Raw genomic sequence first — 22,399 nt, forward strand, 5'->3', positions numbered from 1 at the left:
GACGCCCAACCCTGGTCTTGCCGTGTGCGCAGGACAGCGCACACGAGCAAGCGGCGACCGAGCTACATGGACGTACTTGCAGCGTCCCCCGCAACCGGACCCACCCCGCCAACCCCCAGGAAACCAGCTTTTGAAGTTGCTTCGGCCGTTGCTGCGGCTTCAACGGGTGCCGGGCAAAGCCCGGCCGAACTACAATCCTGCTCATGCTGAAATTCTCGAATGAACCCCGCCGGGGGCGCCGATGAGCGGCCGTGGGGGCAATGACGGCCAGGTCCGCATCATCGGCGGGCGCTGGCGCAACACCCGCCTGCCGGTGCCGACCCTTCCGGGGCTTCGGCCCAGCAGCGACCGCGTGCGCGAGACTCTTTTCAACTGGTTGATGCCCAGACTGGGCGGCGCGCGGGTGCTGGACCTGTTTGCCGGCAGTGGCGCGTTGGGCCTGGAGGCGGTCTCGCGCGGCGCCGCCCACGCCACTCTGGTCGAGCGCGACGCGCAGCTGGGACGCAATCTGACCGCGGCCGTGGCCAAGCTGCAGGCCTCCGACCAGGTCACCGTCGTGCAGGCCGATGCCCTGCGCTGGCTGCAGGGCGCACCGGCACAGCAGGCCGATCTGGTGTTCATCGACCCACCGTTCGCCGATGGCCTGTGGCAGGACGTGCTGGCCCAGCTGCCGCGGCATCTGGCTGCCGATGCCTGGCTGTACCTGGAATCGCCGGCCGGTCACACGCCGGTGCTGCCGCCGGACTGGCTGCTGCACCGCGAGGGCGGCACCCGCGAGGTGCGCTTTGCCCTGTACCGCCGCGCCACTGCTACACTTTGACCTCATCTGAACATCTGCAACCGCCCATGACCGTGGCCAACCGCCGCATCGCCGTTTATCCCGGCACGTTCGACCCCATCACCAACGGTCATATCGACCTGGTGAGCCGGGCCGCGCCGCTGTTCGAAAAGGTCGTGGTCGGCGTGGCGCAGAGCCCGTCCAAAGGCCCGGCGCTGCCGCTGGAGCAGCGCGTGCAGCTGGCGCGTGGCGCACTCGGCCACCACAGCAACGTCGAGGTGATCGGTTTCGATACCCTGCTGGCCCATTTCGTACGTTCGGTCCAGGGTGGGGTACTGCTGCGCGGCCTGCGCGCGGTGTCCGACTTCGAGTACGAGTTCCAGATGGCCAGCATGAACCGTCACCTGATCCCCGAGGTCGAGACCCTGTTCCTGACCCCGGCCGAGCAGCACAGCTTCATTTCGTCCTCGCTGGTCCGCGAGATCGCGCGCCTGGGCGGCGACGTGTCCGGTTTCGTGCCGGCCGCGGTGCTCGAAGCCCTGCGCAAGGTCCGCGAAGCGAAGGCCGCACAGTCGTAAGCCCCGCTGTACCCGCACCCCATTACGTACAACACCACGCACCATTCCGGGAGGAAACCCATGAACACCACCATGCGCGCGATGCTGATCGCTTCGTTGGCCCTGGCCTTCACCGCCTGCAAGAAGGAAGAGGCCGCTCCGGTCGACGAGGCCAAGCAGGCCCTGGTCGCGCCGTCCAAGGACGACGATGCAGGCTGGAAGAAGTACCTGCAGGAAGTGGCCATCCAGAACATGGGCAACATCAGCAACAGCCCGTTCCTGTACTACCTCTCGCCGGAATCGGACCCGGACTTCCAGGCCAAGTACGAGCGCCAGACCGAGAGCGCGACCCAGGCCGTGGCCCGTGGCGTGCAGCCGGGCAACATGCTGGCCTTCGGTTCGTCGGCCTCGGGCAAGATGGCTGACATGATCCAGGCTGTGTTCAAGGACGTGGCCCCGGATTCGATGAAGGGCGTGCGCGTCGTCTTCATCGGCCAGTCGGCCGACAACGCCCGCGTGCAGGCGGCGGTCCAGCCGACCGGCGCCGAGTACATTTTCGTCGAAGCCAAGTAATACCGAGCCATGGCGGCCATGCTCCGGCATGGCCCGGGCGGCACCCCGCAAGGGTGCCGCTGATGACCTGACCGGCCCGCGCGCCCGCGCTGGCCGGTCCTTTGTCCCAAGGCGCGGGCGAGGAGTATCGCCATGTCGCTGAAAATCAACGAGCTCTGCGTCAACTGCGACGTCTGCGAGCCGGCCTGCCCGAACCAGGCCATTTCGATGGGTGAAACCATCTACGTGATCGACCCTGCGCGCTGTACCGAATGCGTCGGTCATTTCGACGAGCCACAGTGCGTGGTCGTCTGCCCGGTCGAGTGCATCGACCCGGACCCGGAGATCGTGGAAACGGAAGACCAGCTGCTGGCCAAACTGCGCCAGCTGCAGCACGATCACCCCGAACTCTACGCGGAGCCCCCATCCGAATGAAGACGTTGATCGTCCGCCCCCTGTTGCTGCTCGGCCTGCTGCTGAGCCCGATGGCCTGGGCCGACAGCCCGGCCCGTGCCGAGCGCCCCGATGGCGCAGCCATTGCCAGCGGCCACGCGCTGGCCACCCAGGCAGGTATCGATATCCTGGCGCAGGGCGGCAACGCCTTCGATGCCGCGGTCGCGGTGTCATCCACGCTGGCGGTGGTCGAGCCGATCAGTTCCGGGCTGGGCGGCGGCGGCTTCTTCCTGCTGCACGACGCGGCCACCGGCAAGGATGTGATGCTGGATGCACGCGAGACCGCACCGGCCGCGGCAACTCCGCAGGCCTTCCTCGACAAGCAGGGCAACCTGGACCGTGATCGTTCGGTCAACGGTGCCTGGTCGGCGGGTATTCCCGGCCTGCCTGCAGCGTTGGTCGAGCTGTCGGCCAAGCACGGCAAGCTGCCGTTGTCGGCTTCGCTGCAGCCGGCGATCCGCATCGCGCGTGAAGGCTTCCCGGTGTACGACCGCATGGCCAAGGGCTATGCGTCGCGCCGAGAAGTGATGGAGCGCTATCCCGGCACGCGCGAGGTCTACCTGCGCAACGGCAAGCCGATCGCCACCGGTGACCTGTTCAAGCAGCCGGAGCTGGCACAGACGCTGGAGCGCCTGGCCGCGGGTGGCTTCGATGGGTTCTACAAGGGCCAGACCGGAAAGCTGTTGCTGGCCGGCGTGAAGCAGGCTGGCGGCAAGTGGAGCGCTGAAGAGCTGGCCGGCTACCGCGTGAAGCAGCGCGAGCCGATCGTGTTCAACTACAACGGCTGGAAGATCACCACCGCGCCGCCGCCGTCGTCCGGTGGCATCGCACTGGCCAGCATGCTGCAGATCCTGGAAGGCTGGGACATCAGGAAGATGGACCCGGCGCACCGTACCCACCTGGTGGTGGAGTCGATGCGCCGCGCGTACCGCGACCGCACCTTCTTCCTCGGCGATCCGGACTTCGTGCAGATCCCGCAGAAGGTGCTGACCAGCAAGGACTACGCACAGGGCCTGCGCGCTACCATCCATCCGGAGAAGGCCACGCCCAGCGACCTGCTGTCGGGCAATCCGACCCCGCTGGAAGACGACGAGACCACGCATTTCTCGATCATCGACCGCGACGGCAACCGCGTCGGCGCCACCCAGACCGTCAACCTGCTGTACGGCTCGGGGTTGATTCCCAAGGGCACCGGCGTGCTGCTGAACAACGAGATGGACGACTTCGCGCTGAAGCCGGGCACGCCCAATGCGTTCGGCGTGATGGGCTACGAGGCCAATGCGCCGAAGCCGGGCAAGCGCATGCTCAGCTCGATGACCCCGACCTTCATGGAGAACGCCGACAAGGTGGTGGTGCTGGGCACCCCGGGTGGCAGCCGCATCATCACCATGGTGCTGCTGGGCATCCTCGGCTACGACGACGGCCTGGATGCGCAGCAGGTTGCCGCGCTGCCGCGCTACCACCACCAGTGGCTGCCGGACCTGATCGAAGCCGAGGACGATGCGTTCGACGCGGCGACGGTGAAGCAGCTGCAGGCGATGGGTCACAAGATCGACCTGCCGGGCAATGTGGCCGCAGGCGGCCGCGGGTCCAGCCATGTGTGGGGCAACCTGCAGACCGTGGAATGGGACCGCAAGGCGAACAAGCTGTTCGGCGGCAGCGACCCGCGCAATCCGGTGGGCAGTGCCCAGGTCGTCCCGGCGCGCTGATCCGGTCGTGCCGGCTGCTGGCCGGCAATCCGGCTGATTATCGAAACCCCGCCTTTGCCGGCGGGGTTTTCTGTTTCCCTTCTAGCGATTATTTAACGAGCCGGCGCCGATAATCGACACATGAAACTCTGGTCAATTCGTGGAAACTCGCAGCGCCTCGATGGCGGCGCGATGTTCGGCAACGCGCCGCGCGCGTTGTGGGAAAAATGGGCGGCACCGGACGAGCTCAATCGCATCGAGCTGGCCTGCCGTGCGCTGCTTGCCAGCCCGCTGGAAGGCAAAACCGTGCTGTTTGAAACCGGTATCGGCGCGTTCTTCGACCCGCGCATGCGCGAGCGCTACGGCGTGCAGGAAAGCCAGCATGTGCTGATCGATTCGCTCCGCGAAGCCGGCTTCGAGCACGAGGATATCGACGTGGTGGTGCTCAGCCACCTGCACTTCGATCATGCCGGCGGCCTGCTGGCGGCGTGGAGCGAAGGGCGTGAGCCCGAGCTGCTGTTCCCCAACGCAACCTATGTGGTCGGCGCGCAGCATTGGCAGCGCGCCGTGCAGCCACACCCACGCGACCGCGCCAGCTTCATTCCGGAACTGCCGGGCCTGCTGCAGGCCAGTGGCCGGCTGGAAGTGGTGGACGGGGAGTACTCGAAGGCGCTCGGTCGCAGCGTACGCTTCAGCTACAGCGACGGGCACACGCCGGGGCTGATGCTGGCCGAGATCGTCGGTCACGCGCATGCCGGCGAAAGTGCGCACGGTGGCGTGGTGTTCTGTGCCGACCTGATCCCGGGGCGCTCATGGGTACACGTGCCGATCACCATGGGCTACGACCGCAATGCCGAGCTGCTGATCGACGAGAAGCGGCAGTTCCTTGAAGACAAGCTGGCGCGCAACGTGCGGCTGTTCTTCACCCACGACCCGCAGGTGGCGTTGGCGCAGCTGGGCAGGGATGACAAGGGGCGTTTCGTGACCCTGCACGAACAGGGCGAGCTGAAGGCACGCGCCCTGGGGTAATGGAAAGGCCGGGCAACGCCCGGCCTTCACTGATGGCGGCAGGTCCACGCCATGCGTGGATGGCGTTTCATCCGGATGCGACCGTTACGATGCCTTCAGGCAACTGCTCATGAAGGTCTTGCGCGCATCACCGGTCAATTTTTTCGTGCCGGCATCGGCGTTGCATTTGCGCATGCGTTCCTGCGGCGTTGTCGCGGCCTTGGTCTCGGCGGCATGGCCGCTGAGGCAGGAGCTCTGTGCAGTCTTGTAGGCATCCCCCTTCAAGCCCTTGTTCTTGGCTGAGCATTCGGCCATGCGCTGCTGCTGCGGAGTGGTGGCATTGGCAGCCAGGGGCAGGCCGACCAGCAGGACGGCGGCCAGCAGGAAAGAGGCTTTCATCGGGAGCTCCAAGGGGGGCGGGTGCGCGGAGCATTCGCTTCCAGCCTGCAAGGCCACGTGAAGAACCACGCCATTGCCGCGCCTGCTTGCGGCAACGTTCAGATCGGCGTATTACTTAGCCATATGGGTAAGTATGATCCCGCCATTCAAGACGTCTTCCAGGCATTGGCCGACCCGACCCGGTGCGCGATCGTGGCTGTGCTGGGGCAGGGGCCGCGCACGGTGTCGATGCTGGCCGGGCCCTTCGAGATGGCTTTGCCTTCTCTGATGAAACATCTGGCCGTGCTGGAGCGCAGCGGCGTGGTGCGCAGCCACAAGCGGGGGCGCGTACGCACCTGCGAACTGGTGCCGGCGCGGTTGGGCGAGGCCGAGCAGTGGCTGGCCGAACAACGTGCCGTATGGGAAGCGCGCGCCGACCGCATGGTCGATTTCGTTGAAACCCTTCACCGACAGGAGCGGGCCCATGGCCGTAGACGCAGGCAACAACCCTGACACCGACCTGGTCATCAGCCGTGTGTTGAATGCACCGCGTGCCGCCCTGTGGCGGGCCTGGACCGATCCGGAACTGCTGCGCCAGTGGTGGTGCCCGAAGCCGTGGACCACCGAGGTACGCGCATTCGACCTGCGCCCCGGCGGGGCCTTCCACACCTTCATGCAGGGCCCAGATGGTGGCAGCAGCGACAATCCGGGCAGTTTCCTGGAGATCGTGCCGCAGCAGCGCCTGGTGTTCACCTCGATGCTGGGCGCAGGCTGGCGACCGCAGTCACCCTGGCTGGGCTTCACCGCCGTCATCACGATGGAGGATGACGGGCAGGGCTGCCGCTATACCGCGCGGGTGATGCACCCGGACAAGGCCCTGCGTGACCAGCATGAGCAGCTGGGCTTCTTCGACGGCTGGAACACGGTCATCAGCCAGCTGGAAGCCTTCGCGGCCGGCCTGTAGGCCGCGCTTGGGGTCAGATCCCTTCCGCTGTGAAAGGGCGCTGACCCCGGTTCGCCGGATCAGCCGACGCGGGTCCCGAAGATACGGTCACCGGCATCGCCCAGGCCTGGCAGGATGTAGCCCTTGTCGTTGAGCTGGGCGTCGATGGCCGCGGTGTAGATCTCCACGTCCGGGTGCACGGCCTTGACCGCCTCGATGCCTTCCGGCGCGGCCACCAGGAAAATGCCCTTGATGCGGCGGGCGCCGGCACGCTTGAGCATGTCGATGGTGGCGATCAGCGTGCCGCCGGTGGCCAGCATCGGGTCCAGGATCAGCGCGTCGCGCTCTTCCAGGCGGCCGGTCAGGCGCTCGAAGTAGGGCACCGGCTGCAGGGTTTCCTCATCGCGCTGCAGGCCCACCACGCTGACGCGGGCGGCCGGGATCAGCGACAGCACGCCGCTGAGCATGCCCAGGCCGGCGCGCAGGATCGGCACCACGGTGATCTTGGCGCCCGCAATGCGCTGCACGGTGACCGGGCCGGCCCAGCCGGGCAGGGTGTGCGGCTCGGTTTCCAGGTCGGCGGTGGCCTCATAGGCCAGCAGCGTACCCAGCTCGTTGGCCAGTTCGCGGAAATCCTTGGTGCTGAGCGCAGCGTTGCGCATCAGGCCGATCTTGTGCTGCACCAGCGGGTGGCGCACTTCGACGATCTTCATGGTCGGGAAGGGGAAAAGGAGAGAGGGCGCCATTTTGCCGGATTGGGCGGCCAACCCCAAACCGGGGCCGGAGACGGCCAGCATGAAATGCGCAGGCGCATGTCACGGCCATGCAATCTTGCGGACATACCGTGCAGACCCATTCTTAACAGGAATGGGGATTCCCAGTGCATATCAAGACTCCGTTGGCCGTTGCCATCACGCTGACCCTGGCAATGGGGGCCGCAGCACCGCTGCATGCCGCCGGGCAGCAGGCGGTAGCCGCCACCGGCGCCGTGGCGTCGGACGCGGTCGACCTGGACCGCATCGAAGTGCGCGCCCAGCTCGAATCGCAGATCCGCGCGGTCGACCTCAAGCGCAGCAGCGACGCCATCGAAGACGCGGTGTCCTCCGATGCGCTGGGCCAGTACCCGGACAAGAACGTGGCCGAGTCGCTGCAGCGGCTGCCGGGCATCAGCGTCACCCGCGACCAGGGCGAGGGCCGCTTCGTGGTGATCCGTGGCCTGGATGCCAATCTCAACAGCGTCAGCGTGGATGGCATCGCCGTGGGCACGCCGGAGGATTCCAGCCGAGCCGCGCCGCTGGACGTGATCCCGTCCGACTCCACCGAACGCCTGCGCGTGGTCAAGTCGCCGACCCCGGACATGCCCGGTGATGCCATCGGCGGCGCCGTGCTGGTGGAATCGGCCTCGGCCTTCGACCGCGACGGTCGCAGCCTGCGTGGCAAGATCGAAGGCAGCCACCAGCAGTTGTCCGGCGAGACCAGCCCCAAGGCCGCCTTCAACTACAGCGAAGTGTTCAACGACACCTTCGGCGTGGCCCTGGGCGTGAACTACCAGAAGCGGAAGTTCGAGTCGGACAACACCGAAGTGGAGTATGACGGCGAGGATGACGCCGCACCTGGCGACGTCACCGCGATCAACCTGCAGCACCGCAAGTACGAGATCGAGCGCAAGCGCATCGGCGCCAACCTCAACCTCGACTGGCGCCCGAACGAAGACAGCAAGTACTACCTGCGCACGCTGTACAGCCAGTTCGACGATGCCGAAACCCGCCAGCGTGTGATCTTCAACTTCGACGACGCCAAGATGGTCAGGACCGGCACCGACCAGTACCGCCTGGATGGCATGCCGAAGGATTCCATCGACAAGCGCATGCGCTACCGAACCAAGAAGGAAAACACCTTCGCGGCCAGCCTGGGTGGCGAGAACAAGCTGACCAACGCCGTGGTCGACTACAGGGTTGGCTACACCCGTACCGAAGAGCGCGTGAATGACGAGATGGAGGCGCGCTTCAAGCTCAACGGCAAGGCCTTCAACGGCACCCTGGACCAGAGCAGCCGCCTGCCCAGCTACAGCTTCGACAATCCGCAATGGCTGGACAACAGCAACTACGCGTTCGACCGCTTCGTGCTTTCGCCCAAGCAGGTGAACGACAAGGAGCACAGCGCGCAGGTCAACGTGCGCTTCGACGGCGACAGCAGCAGCATCAAATTCGGCCTGCTGGGCCGCTGGCGCGACCGCGACGTCAATGTGGATGAGCGCGAACTGCGTGTCGGCCCGAAGGTGGCGCTGTCGAGCTGGAGCACCTCCTCGCCCGAACACCGCCACGGCAACCTGGGTGATGGCATGGATTCGGCCGCGATGCGTGCCTTCTGGGCGGCCAATGGCGGCCAGTACAGTGCCCGTCCGCAGGACGTCGGTGGCAACGCGATGACCTCGCTGGAAGAGGACTACGTGGCCAGTGAAGACATCTTCGCCAGCTATGCGATGGGCACCTGGGATGTGGGCGCGCTGCGCATCATCGGCGGTGTTCGCGTGGAAAACACCCAGTTCAAGGCAGTCGGCAACCAGGTGGACGTGGCCGCCAACGGCCGCAGCTTCACCGTCACCCCGCGCGTGGCCAACAGCAGCTACACCAACGTGCTGCCGGGCCTGCACCTGCGCTATGACGCGGCCGATGACTGGGTGCTGCGCGCCTCGGCCAACAAGACCGTGTCGCGCCCCTCGTTCGGTGACATTTCACCGCGCGTGGGCTACAGCCGCGGTGACGAGGAAGTGCGCCTGGGCAATCCGGAACTGGACCCGTACGAGTCGAAGAACATCGACCTGTCGGTAGAGAAGTACATCGGCAGCAGCGGCATCGTCTCGCTGGGCCTGTTCCACAAGTCGATCGATGGTTACATCGTGGAGACCGTGCGCACCAATGATCCGGCCTACGGCGGCCTGGACGTGACCCAGCCGATCAACGGCCGCAAGGCCACCGTGCGCGGTGCCGAGTTCAACTGGCAGCAGCAGCTGGCCTTCCTGCCGGAGGGCCTGGATGGCCTGCTGGTCGGCGCCAGTGGCACGTGGCTGGATACCGAGTTCGATGCCGGCATCAAGGACCGCCCAGGCGAGGACTTCACCCTGCCGCGCGCCTCCAAGCACGTCTACAGTGCCCACATCGGCTATGAGAAGTACGGTCTGAGTACGCGGCTGGCGGCGGTGTACCGCAGCGAGTACCTGGACAGCATCGGCAAGGGCCGCGCCTTCGACATCTACGTCGCGCCGAACACCCAGCTCGACTTCTCGCTGGACTACAAGTTCACCCCGCGCGTGAGCATGTACCTCGAAGCACAGAACCTGCTGGACAAGCCGCTTGAGCTGTACCAGGGCACGCGCTCGCGCACCCTGCAGATGGAAGAGTATGGCCGTACCTACGCGCTGGGCCTGAAGGTGGCACTGTGATGGGGCGTCGCATCACCGTCATGGCCGCGGCGCTGGCGGCTGCCCTGCTGGCGGGCTGCACGCCGGCCACCGGCATCGATCCGGCCGCGGCCACGACCACGGCGAAGGCCGCCACCGAGCGTACGGTCGTTACCATCGCCGAGGCGTTTCTTTCGCCGATGACGCCAGCGGACAACATTGATTCGCCGGCCGCCTGGCGTGCACCTGACGGAACGCTGTGGCTGATCGCCACTGCCAAGGCCACCGACAAGCTGGTGGTCTACGACGGCAGCACAGGCCAGCACCTGCGCGACGTAGGCAGCAGCGGCACCGCACCGGGGCAGTTCGACCGCCCAAACGGCATCGCGGTGACCGACGATCTGCTCTGGATCGTGGAGCGCGACAATCACCGCGTACAGGTGCTGGGCCTGCCGGGCTTCACTCCGCTGGCGATCTTCGCTGCGGACGACCTGCGCAAGCCGTACGGGCTGTGGGTCGACCGCCGTGCCGATGGCTACAGCGTCTACGTCACCGACTCCTGGGACAACGGCGAGGATGCACAGGGCCGTGACATCCTGCCGCCGCTGGCGGAGCTGGACAAGCGCGTGCGCCAGTACCAGGTGAGCCGCGACGGTGCGAAGGTCGAGGCAAAGCTCGTCGCCAGCATCGGTGACACCACTGAGGCGGGTGCGCTCCGCGTGGTCGAATCGATCTGGGGCGACCCCGAGAACGACCGCCTGCTGATCGCCGAGGAGGACGAGAGCTACGCCAGCGAGTTCAAGGTCTACACCCTGGCCGGGCGCTTCACCGGCACCACCTTCGGCCGAGAGGTGTTCAAGGCGCAGGCCGAAGGAGTGACCCTGCGCACCTGTGGCAAGGATGGCTGGTGGATCACCACCGAGCAGGGCAAGCAGCGCAGCGTGTTCCACCTGTTCGACCGCCATACCCTGAAGCCCGTCGGCGCGTTCCAGGGCAATACCGTGGCCAACACCGATGGCATCTGGATGATGCAGCAACCCAGTGCACGCTTCCCGCACGGTGCGCTGTACGCGGTGCACGACGACCAGGGCGTGGTGGCGTTTGACTGGGAAAGCATCGCCAAGCAGCTGGCGCTGCCGCTGGAGTGTGGCGCATGAGCCGGCGTTGCGTGATGCGCACGCTGGTGTTGGGCCTGCTGTTGGCCGTGCCGTCGCTGTCGTTCGCGGCGGCTGAACCGAACACCCAGGTTCCGGCGGGCAGCCGCCATTACGCTGCAACCACGGTGCCTGACCGCATCGTGGCTTCGCCTGCAGTCGATCCCAGCCACGGGTTCGCCGTGGCCTGGCGTACCGACGGCAGCGTGCAGGCGCCGCTGCTGGAGATTGCCATTGCCGGTGATTCACCGGCCATCGAGGGCATCCGGCAGGTGCGTGCCACGACACGCGCGCTGCAGACCGAGAACGGGCTGTCGCACCACCACCGCGCCGACATCGACGGCCTGCAACCGGATACCCAGTACGTCTATCGCGTGCAGGGCAATGGCAGCTGGAGCGCCTGGAACCAGCTGCGCACGCTGGCCGCCGCCGACCAGCCGCTGACCCTGCTGTACTTCGGCGACACCCAGAACAAGAACGTCAGCCATGTCAGCCGCGTTGTGCGCGCCGCACAGAAGGCCGCGCCCGAGGCGCGCATGAGCCTGTTTGCCGGCGACCTGGTCAGCGGCGGCGACAACATGGATGACAGTGAGTGGGGCGAGTGGTTTGCTGCGACCAGCTGGCTGGCGCAGGAAACCCTGGTGGCCCCGGCCATCGGCAACCACGAGTATTTCGAGGAGTTCGAGGACACCCCGCAGGAACGCCGCGTGCTGGGCAAGCATTGGCCGGTGACGTTTGCGCTGCCGGGCAATGGCGCCAGCGCCGCGCAGCAGACCAGCTACTGGTTCGATGCGCAGGGCGTGCGCGTGGCCGTGGTCGATGGCACTTCGGCACTCGACCTGGGCACCGCCAAGGCACAGGCACAGTGGCTGGACAAGGTACTGGGCGGAAATCCGCAGCCGTGGACCATCGTGCTGCTGCACCAGCCGTTCTACTCGCCGCGCGAAGGACGCGAGAACGCCGCGTTGCGTGACGTGCTGCTGCCGGTGGTACGCCGCCATAACGTCGACCTGGTGCTGCAGGGCCACGATCACACCTATGGTCGCCGTGGTGAAGGGCAGGCCGCGACGCCGCAGTATGTGGTCACCGTGGCGGGGCCGAAGCAGTATCGCCTTTCCGACGAAGCGCGCAGGACGATGGACCCGGTGGCCGAAGACACCCAGCTGTTCCAGGTGTTGAACATCGATCCGCAGCACCTGCGCTATGAAGCACGCACCGTGACTGGCCGTCTCTACGATGCCTTCGAACTGCGCCGTGATGCCAAGGGTGGCAAGCAGCGCACGGAGCTGACCGAAGGCCGCATCACGCCGCGTGACTGCCCGCGCGCGCAGACTGCCAAGGGCCGCGCTGATCGCTGCTGGGAATGAGGAAATCCAGATGAAAACCGTACGCCGTCTTGTCCCCATGGCTGCCATCGGCGGGGCCCTGCTCCTGCTCGCGACGGCGGTGACCGCCGCCGATAGCGTGCTGCATCCGTTCCTGGCGGCGCAGCCGAAGCAGGCCCCGCAGGAGGTGAATCTGGCGGTGGAGATTCCGGCCGGCAGCTTCACCAAGTACGAGATCAAGGAAGACGGCCTGGTCCATGTGGACCGCTTCCAGTCGATGCCGGTCGCCTATCCGGCCAACTACGGTTCGATGCCGCGCACCCTGGCCGGTGACAACGATCCGCTGGATGCACTGGTGCTGACCCGCGAACCGCTGCATCCGGGCGTGATCGTGCGCTTCCGGCCGATCGGCTACCTGAAGATGATCGACGGCGGCGAGCACGACGAGAAGATCATCGGGGTGCCCACCGACAAGGTTGATCCGAGCTACGCCAACATCCGCGATCTGGCCGATCTGCCGGAGATCGAACGGCAGCGCATCGAGGCCTTCTTCCGGGTCTACAAGGACCTGCCGGCCGGGCGCAACCCGGTGCAGCTCAACGGTTGGGGCAACGCCGCCGAGGCGCGCGGGCTGATCAGTGAAGCGATGGAGCGATTCAAGCAGTAGACCCACGCCATGCATGGATGGCCGGGCGCGCGCATCTCCTTCACCACCGCTGGCTATCATGTGCGCCTTCCACAACGAAGGCAGTGCCTGTGTCGGTAGCGTTGGTATGGTTCCGCCGTGATCTGCGGCTGCAGGACAATCCGGCCCTGCAGGCCGCGCTGGATGCCGGTCACGACGTGGTGCCGGTCTACATCCATGCGCCGCACGAAGAAGGCGGGTGGGCGCCGGGTGCCGCCTCCGATGCGTGGCGCCACCGTTCACTGGCCGCGCTGGATGCGGACCTGCGCACGCGGGGTTCCTCGCTGGTGCTGCGCAGTGGTGACAGCCTGCCGGCCCTGCAGTTGCTGATCGAGCAGACCGGCGCCGGGGCGGTCTACTGGAACCGCAAATACGAACCGGCCACCCAGCCACGCGACGCCACCATCAAGCGCATGCTGCGCGAGCAGGGCATCGACGCGCAGAGCTGCAATGGCAGCCTGCTTTTCGAGCCCTGGGACATCGCGACCCAGCAGGGCCAGCCGTACAAGGTGTTCACGCCGTACTGGCGCAACGTACTCAGTCATTGGCGCCTGCCTTCGCTGCAGGCCGCACCGAAGGCACTGGCGGCACACGCGGTCGACAGCCTCGCACTGGATGATCTCCAGCTGGCACCGACGCTGGACTGGGATACCGGCTTCTGGGAACACTGGCAGCCGGGTGAAGCCGGTGCGCTGGAAGCACTGTCCGTCTTTGAAGATGGTGCCCTGCGCGGGTATCGCGAGCAGCGGGACCTGCCGGACCGTGTCGGTACCTCGCGGCTGTCACCGCACCTGCATTTCGGCGAAATCGCCCCCTGGCGGATTGCCCATGCGCTGGAAGGGCTGCGTAGTGCCGGCACCGACGCCGACATCGACGGCTACCTGCGCCAGCTGGGCTGGCGTGACTTTGCCTACCACCTGCTGCATCACTTCCCGAAGACGCCCACCGACAACCTCAACCCCCGTTTCGATCGCTTCCCATGGGCAACGCCCAGTGACGCGCAGCTGCACGACTGGCAGCGCGGCAACACCGGCGTGCCGATCGTCGACGCAGGCCTGCGCGAGCTGTGGCACACCGGCTACATGCACAACCGGGTGCGGATGATCGTTGCCAGCTACCTGTGCAAGCACCTGCGTGCGCACTGGCTTCACGGCGCGCGCTGGTTCTGGGACACCCTGGTCGATGCCGACCTGGCCAACAACACGATGGGCTGGCAATGGGTGGCCGGGACCGGCGCCGATGCCGCACCGTACTTCCGCGTGTTCAACCCGGTCACCCAGGCCGAGCAGTTCGACCCGCAGGCCCGCTACATCAGCCGCTGGGTGCCCGAACTGGCGGCGCTGCCGGTGAAGGCGCGCTTCGCGCCGTGGCAGCATCCGCTGCTGCTGGCGGCGCATGCCCCGGGCTATCCGCGTACGCCGCTGGTGGATCTGGCGGCTGGCCGCGATGCCGCGCTGGCTGCCTACCGGCAGTCAGGAGCGGGGTAAAGTGCGGGTTGAGTGATCCGGTCAGTTAGCTGAACGCGGCCCTGTCGGCGTGCCCGATCATCATTCCGGCATCGCATCGGGCTGTTTATTCTCTTTGCGCCCGCAGGCCGCCGGCCAACCGGAAACCAAGGAGAACCTCATGATCCGCAACACCACCCGCAACGTCGCATTGGCCCTGATGAGTGCGGCCGTCCTGTCGGCCTGCGCCACCGGCGGCTCCTACGTACAGAGTGACCAGTACGGCAACCCGACCGAGCAGCAGAACCGCACCGGCCGCAACGCCCTGATCGGTACCGCCATCGGCGTGGCCGCCGGCCTGCTGACCGGCGACAGCGCCACCGAGCGCCGCCAGCATGCCCTGATTGGTGCTGGTATCGGCGCGCTCAGCGGCGCCGCGGTCGGCCAGTACCAGGATCGCCAGGAACGCGCACTGCGCGAGCGCACCGCCAATACCGGCATCGATGTGCAGCGCCAAGGCGACAACATCATGCTGAACCTGCCGGACGGCATCACCTTCGATTTCGGCAAGTCGACCCTGAAGCCGCAGTTCTATGGTTCGCTCAACGGCGTCGCAGGCACTCTGCGTGACTACAACCAGACCATGATCGAAGTGGTCGGCCACACCGACAGCATCGGCAGCGACGCGGTCAACAACCGCCTGTCGAAGGAACGTGCCGACTCGGTCGCGCAGTACCTGATCGGCCAGGGCGTGCAGAGCGTGCGTATCGAAACGCTGGGCGCCGGCAAGTCGTACCCGATTGCCGACAACAGCACCGACGCCGGCCGCGCCAAGAACCGCCGTGTCGAAATCCGTGTGATTCCGCTCAAGCAGTAACGCTACGCGTTACTGCTTGAGCCGTTCCGGCCTTCGGCCGGAACGAAAATGCCGCCCTTGCAGGCGGCATTTTTGTGGGTGCCGAGCATTGCTCGGCACGCCGATAGCGCCTGTAGAGCCGAGCCACGCTCGGCTACCTCTTCTGGTAGATGCCAACTTTGGTCGGCGCCGTTCGGAAGGCAGTCGAGCATGGCTATGCCGGTCGTCCTGACCGGCCCCGTCGGGCCGTCGCAAGCGACGTTGGTAGCGGCTCCTGCCGCTACCTTCGACGCTACAGAAAGCGGCATCGCGCGCTCGGGTAGATCCACGCCATGCGTGGATACCCTCGGTCATGCCGCCGAGGCGGCCACCTTCTCCAGGATCCGCTTGCCGCTGCTTTCCAGCGCAGCGTCTTCCTTTTCTTTCTGCTGCTGTGCCAGCTTCGCGCCCGGGCATTGCGCCAGCATGTAGTTGGCGTCGAAGTTGAGCTTCTCGACCAGGAAGTCGACGAACGCACGCACCTTCGGCGAGACCAGGCGGCCACCGGCGAACACGGCGTTGAAGTCCACTTCCGGGCCGGTCCAGCCGGCCAGCACGCGGCGCACCATGCCCGATTCAACGAACGGCTTGGCCATCACGTCGCCGGTCAGCAGCAGGCCTTCGCCGCACACCAGCGCACCATTGAGCGCAGACATGTCGTTTGCGGTCATCAGCGGGGTAACAGGGAAGTCGCGCAGCTCGCCGCCGTTCTCGCCCAGCTGCCAGGTGAAGCGCGGCGAGTTGCCGGTGTGGTACGGCTTGCGCATCGCCAGGATGCGATGGAACTGCAGTTCTTCCGGATGCAGCGGCTCGCCATAACGTTCGATGTAGGCTGGGCTGGCGAACACCTGCGTGCGCAGGCTGCCGAGCTTGCGCGCGACCAGATTGGAATCGGGCAAGGCACCCACGCGCAGCGCCAGATCGGCTTCGCCGGCAATCAGGTCCAGCTTCTCGTTGCCCATATGCATGTCCAGGCGGATCTCTGGATACTGGGCATGGAACTGGCCCAGCAGCGGCGCAATCCAGGTGATGCCGATCGAGTAAGGCACAGTGAAGCGCAGCCAGCCACGCGGCCCGGACTGCAACTGGCTCACTGCGCTCTCGGCTTCTTCAAGCTCGCGTGCGATGCGTTGGCAATGTTCGTGATAGATCGAACCGGCTTCGGTCAGGCCGAGGCGGCGCGTGGTCCGGTGCAGCAGGCGCGCACCCAGGCGCGTCTCCAGTTCCTGCACCTTGCGGCTGACCGTGGTCTTGGGCAGGCCGAGCGATTTGGCAGCGGCAATGAAGCTGCCTTGCTCGACCACTTTGACGAAGATCAGCGTCTCGTTGAGATCGTGGGACATGGTCTGGGATCCTGGACGTCGGGGATGGGACAATCGTGACAGAACGATTGGACCGGGAGCGGGATGATTATTCCCCTTAATCAGGACTAATCAAGTAAAGGTTTGAGGTCTATCGTGGCGCCATTCGTTAATTGGAGACCGTCCGCCATGAGCCTGCGCAACATTCTTGCCCGTCTCCGGAACGCCGGCCAGAGCAGCCTGGACCTGGCAATGACCGTTGAAGTCCGCCCGAGTTCCTTGGTACACAAGGACTTTCGTGAGTTTACCGCGCCCATGCGTCAGCAGCGTGGCGGTGCCATCCGCCTGGTCCCGCACAAGGGCGACCGGCTGCGTCGAATCGGGACTATCCCGGATTTGGGAGGAAATGTCCCGTGAATGGGATGCTGACGCCCGAAGTCCTGGTCCTCGGCGGCACCGGTGCCGTCGGCCAGGGCGTGGTTGGCGCATTGCTGGAAGCCGGCAGCCCGGTGCTGGTGGTCGGTCGCGATCCGGGCCGACTGGCGGCGCTGCATGAGCAGTTCGCCGACGAGCCGGGCCTGGAGACGCTGCTGGGTTCGCTCAGCGATGACGGCTCGGCGCGCGCACTGGCCGAACGCATCGCGCATCGCCCGCGTCCGCTGGCCGCCGTGATCGCCGCAATGGGTGGTCCTTATCGTCGCGGCCGGGTGACCGACCGCAACGGCGATGAACTGTTGGGCGCGATGCAGGCCGACCTAATGCCGCACGTGCACGCGGTGCGTCACCTGCTGCCGCTGCTGCAGGACAACGTGCACGCACGACGCTACGTGATGATCGGCAGCCCGGCCAACGCCAAGCCGTGGGCGGGCTACGGCGAGACCTCGATTACCACCGCTGCGCTGCGCATGTACGCGCAGGTGGTGCACCAGGAAGCGCAGGCGCTGGGCGTGCGCGCGCAGATGCTGGAAGTCTGCAGCCCCGTCTGTACCCCGGCCAACGCGGCCAATGCCTGCATCGAGTGGCCCAGCTCGCTGCTGGTCGGCCGTCGCGTGGTCTCGCTGCTGGATGGTTGCCGCGACAACCGCGCCATCGTCCGCTGTGACAGCAGCGATGCCGAGCTGCCGCGTGGCCTGCTGCACTTGGAAGTTCCCCCTTTGTGGCGCGATACCGCAGGCGTCGCTTGACCTCGACCATGGTTGAGGTCGCAGTATGCGGCGCCGATTTTTGCAACACGTTCTCATCTAGCTGTACCACCCCTCCGTACGGATGCATGCCATGACTTCCCCCAATACCACCCCACATCGTTTCGGCCATCGCATCGCGATGGTCGGCGTGTCGATCCTCGCCGCGGCCGTGCTGGCGGCCTGCAGCGGCGGCCATGCCGAAGAAGCCGGTGCACCGCCTCCGCCGCAGGTCAGCGCAGCGCCGGTGCTGGTCAAGCAGGTCAGCCAGTGGGACGAATTCAGCGGCCGCGTCGAAGCGGTACAGAGCGTTGAACTGCGTCCGCGCGTGTCCGGCTACATCGACAAGGTCAACTACGTCGAAGGCCAGGAAGTGAAGAAGGGCGAAGTGCTCTTCACCATCGACGCGCGCAGCTACCAGGCCGAGTACGATCGCGCTGCCGCAGAACTGGCCCGTGCCCGCACCCAGGCTACGCTGGCCCGCAGCGAGTCCGAGCGTGCCAAGCGCCTGTCCGAGCAGCAGGCGATCTCCACCGAGACCGCCGAACAGCGTCGTGCGGCGGCCGACCAGTCCGGTGCTGCGGTGCAGGCCGCGCAGGCGGCGCTGGACGCGGCCCGGCTCAACCTGGAGTTCACCAAGGTGCGGGCACCGATCGACGGCCGTGCCGGCCGCGCGATGGTCACCGCTGGCAATCTGGTCACCGCCGGCGACAGCGCCAGCGTGCTGACCACGCTGGTCTCGCTGGACACGGTGTTCGTCTACTTCGATGCCGATGAGAGCACTTTCCTGCGCTACGCCCAGATGGCGCGCAAGGGCGAGCGCCCGAGCGAGCGGGACAGCGAGCTGCCGGTGAAGGTCGGCCTGTCCGGGGAAGAGGGCTATCCGCACTCGGGCAAGGTCGATTTCCTCGACAACCAGGTGGCGCGCAGCACCGGCACCATCCGCGTCCGCGCACTGCTGGACAACGCCGACCGCCAGTTCACGCCGGGCCTGTTCGCCCGCGTGCAGCTGCTCGGCAGCGGCCAGTTCCAGGCCCTGCTGATCGACGACAAGGCCGTGCTGACCGACCAGGACCGCAAGTATGTGTACGTGGTCGACAAGGATGGCAAGGCCCAGCGCCGCGACATCCAGCTCGGTCGCACCGCTGATGGCCTGCGCATTGTCGAACACGGCCTGGCCGCGGGCGACAAGGTGATCATCGACGGCGTGCAGAAGGTCTTCATGCCGGGCATGCCGGTGCAGGCCAAGGCGGTGGCGATGCAGCCGCAGGCTGCGCCGGCACCGGGCCGTGATGCCACCGCTGCGCTGAACCACTGATCCGCCCGCTCCTGATCCGCGTCCCCGCTTAGCTGCCGGCGCCAGCGGCAGCCTTCCGTGCCTTCGTCATATCGACGAGGGGCAGGGTGGCTGTTGCCCGCCGTCGGCCTTTCCCAGGAATTCCTCCATGGACTTTTCCCGTTTCTTCATCGACAGGCCGATCTTCGCGGCGGTGCTGTCGATCGTGATCTTCGCCGCAGGCCTGATCACGATTCCGATCCTGCCGATCAGCGAGTACCCGGAAGTGGTGCCGCCGTCGGTGGTCGTGCGTACGGTGTATCCGGGCGCCAACCCCAAGGTCATTGCCGAGACCGTCGCCACGCCGCTTGAAGAGGCCATCAACGGCGTCGAAGGCATGATGTATCTGAAGTCGGTTGCCGGCTCGGACGGCGTGCTGCAGATGACCGTCACCTTCCGCCCGGGCACCGACCCGGACGCGGCGGCGGTGAAGGTGCAGAACCGCGTGGCGCAGGCACAGGCACGCCTGCCCGAGGACGTGCGCCGGCAGGGCGTGACCACGCAGAAGCAGTCACCGACCTTCCTGATGGTGGTGCACCTGACCTCGCCGCAAGGCAAGTACGACACCCTGTACCTGCGCAACTACGCGCGCCTGCACGTCAAGGATGCGCTGGCGCGTATTCCGGGCGTGGGTGACGCGCAGATCTTCGGCGGTGGCGACTACGCCATGCGCGCCTGGCTGGACCCGGACAAGGTGGCTTCGCGCGGCCTGACCGCCAGCGACGTGGTGCGCGCCATGCGCGAGCAGAACGTGCAGGTGTCGGCCGGCCAGCTTGGCGCCGAACCGCTGCCGGACAGCAAGTTCCTGACCCTGATCAACGCCCAGGGCAGGCTGAAGACCGAAAAGGAATTCGGCGACATCGTGCTCAAGAGCGGCACCGATGGCGAGATCGTGCGCCTGTCCGACGTGGCCCGCCTGGAACTGGGTGCCGGTGACTACACCCTGCGCTCGCAGCTGGACGGCAAGAACGCGGTCGGTATCGGTATCTTCCAGTCGCCGGGCGCGAACGCGCTGGAAATCCGCGACCAGGTCATCTCGACGATGGACGAGATGCAGAAGACCATGCCGGCCGACGTGAAGTACGAAGCGGTGTATGACACCACCATCTTCGTGCGCGACTCGATCAAGGCTGTGGTCTCCACGCTGCTGGAAGCCATCGCGCTGGTGGTGCTGGTGGTGATCCTGTTCCTGCAGACCTGGCGTGCCTCGATCATCCCGTTGATCGCGGTGCCGGTGTCGGTGGTGGGTACCTTTGCCGCGCTGTACCTGCTGGGCTTCTCGATCAACACGCTGAGCCTGTTCGGCCTGGTGCTGGCGATCGGCATCGTGGTCGACGACGCGATCGTGGTGGTGGAGAACGTCGAACGCAACATCGAGGAAGGGTTGTCGCCCACCGCCGCGGCTCACCAGGCCATGCGCGAGGTCTCCGGCCCGATCGTGGCGATCGCGCTGGTGCTGTGCGCCGTGTTCGTGCCGATGGCGTTCCTGTCCGGTGTCACCGGCCAGTTCTACAAGCAGTTCGCGGTCACCATCGCCATTTCCACGGTGATCTCGGCGATCAACTCGCTGACCCTGTCGCCGGCCCTCGCCGCGCGCCTGCTGAAGGCCCACGGTGCCCCGAAGGACGGCCCGAGCCGCCTGATCGACCGCCTGTTCGGTTGGGTGTTCCGTCCGTTCAACCGCTTCTTCAAGTCCAGCTCGGAGAAGTACGAGCGTGGCGTGGCCCGCATCCTCGGCCGTCGTGGTGCGGTGTTCGTGGTCTACGCGATCCTGCTGGTCGGTACCGGCGTGATCTTCAAGCTGGTGCCGCCGGGCTTCATCCCGACCCAGGACAAGCTGTACCTGATCGCGGGTGTGAAGCTGCCGGAAGGCTCCTCGATCGCGCGTACCGATGAAATGTTGCGCAAGGTCGCCAAGATCGCCCAGGAAACCGATGGCGTGGCCCACACCATCTCGTTCCCGGGCTTGAACGCGCTGCAGTTCACCAACACGCCGAACACTGGTGTGGCGTTCATTCCGCTCAAGCCGTTCGCCGAGCGCCATGGCCGCACCGCCGCGCAGATCAACGCCGAGATCAACCAGAAGATCGCCGGGCTGCAGGAAGGCTTCGCCTTCGCGATGATGCCGCCGCCGATCCTCGGCCTGGGCAACGGCAACGGCTACCAGATGTTCATCGAGGACCGTGGCAACCTGGGTTACGGCGCGCTGCAGAATGCCGTACAGGCGATGCAGGGCACCGTGGCGCAGACGCCGGGCATGGCCTTCCCGATTTCCAGCTACCAGGCCAATGTGCCGCAGCTGGATGCCGAAGTCGACCGCGTCAAGGCCAAGGCACAGGGCGTGCAGCTCACCGAACTGTTCGACACCCTGCAGACCTACCTCGGTTCGGCCTACGTCAACGACTTCAACCAGTTCGGCCGTACCTGGCAGGTGATCGCCCAGGCCGACGGTCCGTACCGCGAGACGGTCGAGGACATCGGCAAGCTGCGCACCCGCAACGACCGCGGCGAGATGGTGCCGATCGGTTCGATGGTCACCATCAAGCAGACCTTCGGCCCGGACCCGGTGCTGCGCTTCAATGGCTATCCGGCGGCTGACCTGGCCGGTGAAGCCGACCCGCGCCTGCTGTCCTCCGCCGAGGCGATGAACAAGCTGACCGAGATCGCCGGCAAGGTGCTGCCGGTGGGCATGACCACCGAATGGACCGACCTGAGCTACCAGCAGGCGACCCAGGGCAAGGCGGCCTTCATTGTCTTCCCGGTGGCGATCATGCTGGCCTTCCTGGTGCTGGCCGCGTTGTACGAGAGCTGGTCGCTGCCGCTGGCGGTGATCCTGATCGTGCCGATGACCCTGCTGTCCGCGCTGTTCGGCGTGTGGTTGACCGGTGGTGACAACAACGTGTTCGTGCAGGTTGGCCTGGTGGTGCTGATGGGCCTGGCGTGCAAGAACGCGATCCTGATCGTCGAGTTCGCCAGAGAGCTGGAGATGGGCGGCAAGGGCATCGTTGAAGCGGCATTGGAAGCCTGCCGCCTGCGTCTGCGCCCGATCGTGATGACCTCCATCGCGTTCATCGCCGGCACCGTGCCGCTGGTGCTGTCGCACGGTGCAGGCGCCGAAGTGCGCTCGGTGACCGGTATCACCGTGTTCGCCGGCATGCTGGGCGTGACCCTGTTCGGCCTGTTCCTTACCCCGGTGTTCTACGTGGCCCTGCGCAAGTTCGTCACCCGCAACGGTGGTGGCCAGCTGGTGCAGCACGGCGAGCCGACCATCCACCACTGATATGGAACCCCGTCGCCGCCGGTCATTGGCCGGTGGCGGC

21 protein-coding genes are annotated in these 22,399 nt (G+C 66.3%); 18 read left to right on the forward strand and 3 right to left on the reverse strand.

The genetic code is table 11. The features are described from left to right. Positions 1 to 241: 241 nt before the first annotated feature. The 6 genes from rsmD (at position 242) to ACTJJM_RS10130 (ending at position 5,057) form a co-directional block, all read left to right on the forward strand. Positions 242 to 820: a 16S rRNA (guanine(966)-N(2))-methyltransferase RsmD gene (gene rsmD, locus ACTJJM_RS10105; protein ID WP_126560952.1), complete on the forward strand. Its 579-nt coding sequence runs from the start codon at positions 242 to 244 to the stop codon at positions 818 to 820. 26 nt (positions 821 to 846) lie between these two features. Continuing rightward, positions 847 to 1,356 (forward strand): pantetheine-phosphate adenylyltransferase, encoded by a 510-nt coding sequence (gene coaD / locus ACTJJM_RS10110; RefSeq protein ID WP_010484372.1) that lies wholly within the window; start codon positions 847 to 849, stop codon positions 1,354 to 1,356. Positions 1,357 to 1,416: 60 nt separating this feature from the next. Further along, entirely contained in the window at positions 1,417 to 1,908 is a 492-nt protein-coding gene (locus ACTJJM_RS10115; RefSeq protein WP_010484374.1) for a hypothetical protein, read from the forward strand. Between the two features lie 132 nt (positions 1,909 to 2,040). Further along, complete coding sequence (locus tag ACTJJM_RS10120) at positions 2,041 to 2,322, forward strand: YfhL family 4Fe-4S dicluster ferredoxin (protein WP_010484376.1); 282 nt, start codon at positions 2,041 to 2,043, stop codon at positions 2,320 to 2,322. Continuing rightward, on the forward strand, positions 2,319 to 4,049 hold the full coding sequence (gene ggt, locus ACTJJM_RS10125; protein ID WP_043399239.1) for a gamma-glutamyltransferase: 1,731 nt from the start codon (positions 2,319 to 2,321) through the stop codon (positions 4,047 to 4,049). Before ACTJJM_RS10120 ends, ggt begins: the two co-directional genes overlap by 4 nt. A gap of 120 nt (positions 4,050 to 4,169) precedes the next feature. Then, positions 4,170 to 5,057: an MBL fold metallo-hydrolase gene (locus tag ACTJJM_RS10130; RefSeq protein WP_019338337.1), complete on the forward strand. Its 888-nt coding sequence runs from the start codon at positions 4,170 to 4,172 to the stop codon at positions 5,055 to 5,057. Between the two features lie 84 nt (positions 5,058 to 5,141). On the opposite strand, the gene ACTJJM_RS10135 is transcribed toward ACTJJM_RS10130, so the two are convergent. After that, on the reverse strand, positions 5,142 to 5,435 hold the full coding sequence (locus ACTJJM_RS10135; RefSeq protein WP_019338338.1) for a PsiF family protein: 294 nt from the start codon (positions 5,433 to 5,435) through the stop codon (positions 5,142 to 5,144). A gap of 57 nt (positions 5,436 to 5,492) precedes the next feature. On the opposite strand from ACTJJM_RS10135, the gene ACTJJM_RS10140 reads away from it, so the two are divergent. Then, the gene (locus ACTJJM_RS10140; protein ID WP_231298841.1) at positions 5,493 to 5,927 is read left to right on the forward strand and encodes an ArsR/SmtB family transcription factor; all 435 of its coding nucleotides are present in this window, start codon (positions 5,493 to 5,495) and stop codon (positions 5,925 to 5,927) included. Continuing rightward, positions 5,899 to 6,378 (forward strand): SRPBCC family protein, encoded by a 480-nt coding sequence (locus tag ACTJJM_RS10145; RefSeq protein ID WP_019338340.1) that lies wholly within the window; start codon positions 5,899 to 5,901, stop codon positions 6,376 to 6,378. The genes ACTJJM_RS10140 and ACTJJM_RS10145 overlap by 29 nt, the downstream gene beginning before the upstream one ends. A 59-nt stretch (positions 6,379 to 6,437) precedes the next feature. Here the strand turns inward: ACTJJM_RS10145 and upp are convergent, their stop codons facing one another. Further along, the gene (upp, locus tag ACTJJM_RS10150; RefSeq protein ID WP_004153184.1) at positions 6,438 to 7,070 is read right to left on the reverse strand and encodes a uracil phosphoribosyltransferase; all 633 of its coding nucleotides are present in this window, start codon (positions 7,068 to 7,070) and stop codon (positions 6,438 to 6,440) included. Positions 7,071 to 7,285: 215 nt separating this feature from the next. Between upp and ACTJJM_RS10155 the strand changes: the two genes are divergently transcribed. The 6 genes from ACTJJM_RS10155 (at position 7,286) to ACTJJM_RS10180 (ending at position 15,243) form a co-directional block, all read left to right on the forward strand. After that, entirely contained in the window at positions 7,286 to 9,799 is a 2,514-nt protein-coding gene (locus ACTJJM_RS10155) for a TonB-dependent receptor (protein WP_277883845.1), read from the forward strand. Then, positions 9,799 to 10,914: a phytase gene (locus ACTJJM_RS10160; RefSeq protein ID WP_440865446.1), complete on the forward strand. Its 1,116-nt coding sequence runs from the start codon at positions 9,799 to 9,801 to the stop codon at positions 10,912 to 10,914. The genes ACTJJM_RS10155 and ACTJJM_RS10160 overlap by 1 nt, the downstream gene beginning before the upstream one ends. After that, positions 10,911 to 12,278, forward strand: a complete 1,368-nt coding sequence (locus tag ACTJJM_RS10165; RefSeq protein WP_425507537.1) for a metallophosphoesterase — start codon at positions 10,911 to 10,913, stop codon at positions 12,276 to 12,278. Before ACTJJM_RS10160 ends, ACTJJM_RS10165 begins: the two co-directional genes overlap by 4 nt. Before the next feature lie 10 nt (positions 12,279 to 12,288). Next, a complete protein-coding gene (locus ACTJJM_RS10170) occupies positions 12,289 to 12,903 on the forward strand; it encodes an inorganic diphosphatase (protein WP_043399251.1) in 615 nt (204 codons plus the stop codon). 89 nt (positions 12,904 to 12,992) lie between these two features. After that, positions 12,993 to 14,408, forward strand: coding sequence for a cryptochrome/photolyase family protein (locus tag ACTJJM_RS10175; protein ID WP_241888372.1), 1,416 nt, complete (start codon positions 12,993 to 12,995; stop codon positions 14,406 to 14,408). Between the two features lie 139 nt (positions 14,409 to 14,547). Continuing rightward, positions 14,548 to 15,243: an OmpA family lipoprotein gene (locus ACTJJM_RS10180; protein WP_010484399.1), complete on the forward strand. Its 696-nt coding sequence runs from the start codon at positions 14,548 to 14,550 to the stop codon at positions 15,241 to 15,243. 329 nt (positions 15,244 to 15,572) lie between these two features. On the opposite strand, the gene ACTJJM_RS10185 is transcribed toward ACTJJM_RS10180, so the two are convergent. Beyond that, complete coding sequence (locus tag ACTJJM_RS10185; protein WP_005409107.1) at positions 15,573 to 16,604, reverse strand: LysR family transcriptional regulator; 1,032 nt, start codon at positions 16,602 to 16,604, stop codon at positions 15,573 to 15,575. Positions 16,605 to 16,751: 147 nt separating this feature from the next. Between ACTJJM_RS10185 and ACTJJM_RS10190 the strand changes: the two genes are divergently transcribed. The 4 genes from ACTJJM_RS10190 to ACTJJM_RS10205 all read left to right on the forward strand — a co-directional run bounded on the left by ACTJJM_RS10190 (position 16,752) and on the right by ACTJJM_RS10205 (position 22,359). Beyond that, positions 16,752 to 16,979, forward strand: a complete 228-nt coding sequence (locus ACTJJM_RS10190) for a hypothetical protein (RefSeq protein ID WP_010484401.1) — start codon at positions 16,752 to 16,754, stop codon at positions 16,977 to 16,979. Beyond that, a complete protein-coding gene (locus tag ACTJJM_RS10195; RefSeq protein WP_019338346.1) occupies positions 16,976 to 17,746 on the forward strand; it encodes an SDR family NAD(P)-dependent oxidoreductase in 771 nt (256 codons plus the stop codon). Before ACTJJM_RS10190 ends, ACTJJM_RS10195 begins: the two co-directional genes overlap by 4 nt. A 91-nt stretch (positions 17,747 to 17,837) precedes the next feature. Beyond that, a complete protein-coding gene (locus ACTJJM_RS10200; protein ID WP_010484405.1) occupies positions 17,838 to 19,061 on the forward strand; it encodes an efflux RND transporter periplasmic adaptor subunit in 1,224 nt (407 codons plus the stop codon). A gap of 127 nt (positions 19,062 to 19,188) precedes the next feature. Next, entirely contained in the window at positions 19,189 to 22,359 is a 3,171-nt protein-coding gene (locus ACTJJM_RS10205) for an efflux RND transporter permease subunit (RefSeq protein ID WP_019338348.1), read from the forward strand. Positions 22,360 to 22,399: the final 40 nt, after the last annotated feature.

Origin of the sequence: Stenotrophomonas sp. 22692 (genome assembly GCF_052045015.1) — a bacterium.
Taxonomy (GTDB): Bacteria; Pseudomonadota; Gammaproteobacteria; order Xanthomonadales; family Xanthomonadaceae; genus Stenotrophomonas; species Stenotrophomonas geniculata.

Bases quoted from the DNA above. Each gene is read 5' to 3' on its own strand.
- rsmD (WP_126560952.1), top strand. From the start codon at position 242: ATGAGCGGCCGTGGGGGCAATGACGGCCAGGTCCGCATCATCGGCGGG.
- coaD (WP_010484372.1), top strand. From the start codon at position 847: ATGACCGTGGCCAACCGCCGCATCGCCGTTTATCCCGGCACGTTCGAC.
- ACTJJM_RS10115 (WP_010484374.1), top strand. From the start codon at position 1,417: ATGAACACCACCATGCGCGCGATGCTGATCGCTTCGTTGGCCCTGGCC.
- ACTJJM_RS10120 (WP_010484376.1), top strand. From the start codon at position 2,041: ATGTCGCTGAAAATCAACGAGCTCTGCGTCAACTGCGACGTCTGCGAG.
- ggt (WP_043399239.1), top strand. From the start codon at position 2,319: ATGAAGACGTTGATCGTCCGCCCCCTGTTGCTGCTCGGCCTGCTGCTG.
- ACTJJM_RS10130 (WP_019338337.1), top strand. From the start codon at position 4,170: ATGAAACTCTGGTCAATTCGTGGAAACTCGCAGCGCCTCGATGGCGGC.
- ACTJJM_RS10135 (WP_019338338.1), bottom strand. From the start codon at position 5,435: ATGAAAGCCTCTTTCCTGCTGGCCGCCGTCCTGCTGGTCGGCCTGCCC.
- ACTJJM_RS10145 (WP_019338340.1), top strand. From the start codon at position 5,899: ATGGCCGTAGACGCAGGCAACAACCCTGACACCGACCTGGTCATCAGC.
- upp (WP_004153184.1), bottom strand. From the start codon at position 7,070: ATGAAGATCGTCGAAGTGCGCCACCCGCTGGTGCAGCACAAGATCGGC.
- ACTJJM_RS10155 (WP_277883845.1), top strand. From the start codon at position 7,286: ATGGGGGCCGCAGCACCGCTGCATGCCGCCGGGCAGCAGGCGGTAGCC.
- ACTJJM_RS10160 (WP_440865446.1), top strand. From the start codon at position 9,799: ATGGGGCGTCGCATCACCGTCATGGCCGCGGCGCTGGCGGCTGCCCTG.
- ACTJJM_RS10165 (WP_425507537.1), top strand. From the start codon at position 10,911: ATGAGCCGGCGTTGCGTGATGCGCACGCTGGTGTTGGGCCTGCTGTTG.
- ACTJJM_RS10170 (WP_043399251.1), top strand. From the start codon at position 12,289: ATGAAAACCGTACGCCGTCTTGTCCCCATGGCTGCCATCGGCGGGGCC.
- ACTJJM_RS10180 (WP_010484399.1), top strand. From the start codon at position 14,548: ATGATCCGCAACACCACCCGCAACGTCGCATTGGCCCTGATGAGTGCG.
- ACTJJM_RS10185 (WP_005409107.1), bottom strand. From the start codon at position 16,604: ATGTCCCACGATCTCAACGAGACGCTGATCTTCGTCAAAGTGGTCGAG.
- ACTJJM_RS10190 (WP_010484401.1), top strand. From the start codon at position 16,752: ATGAGCCTGCGCAACATTCTTGCCCGTCTCCGGAACGCCGGCCAGAGC.
- ACTJJM_RS10200 (WP_010484405.1), top strand. From the start codon at position 17,838: ATGACTTCCCCCAATACCACCCCACATCGTTTCGGCCATCGCATCGCG.
- ACTJJM_RS10205 (WP_019338348.1), top strand. From the start codon at position 19,189: ATGGACTTTTCCCGTTTCTTCATCGACAGGCCGATCTTCGCGGCGGTG.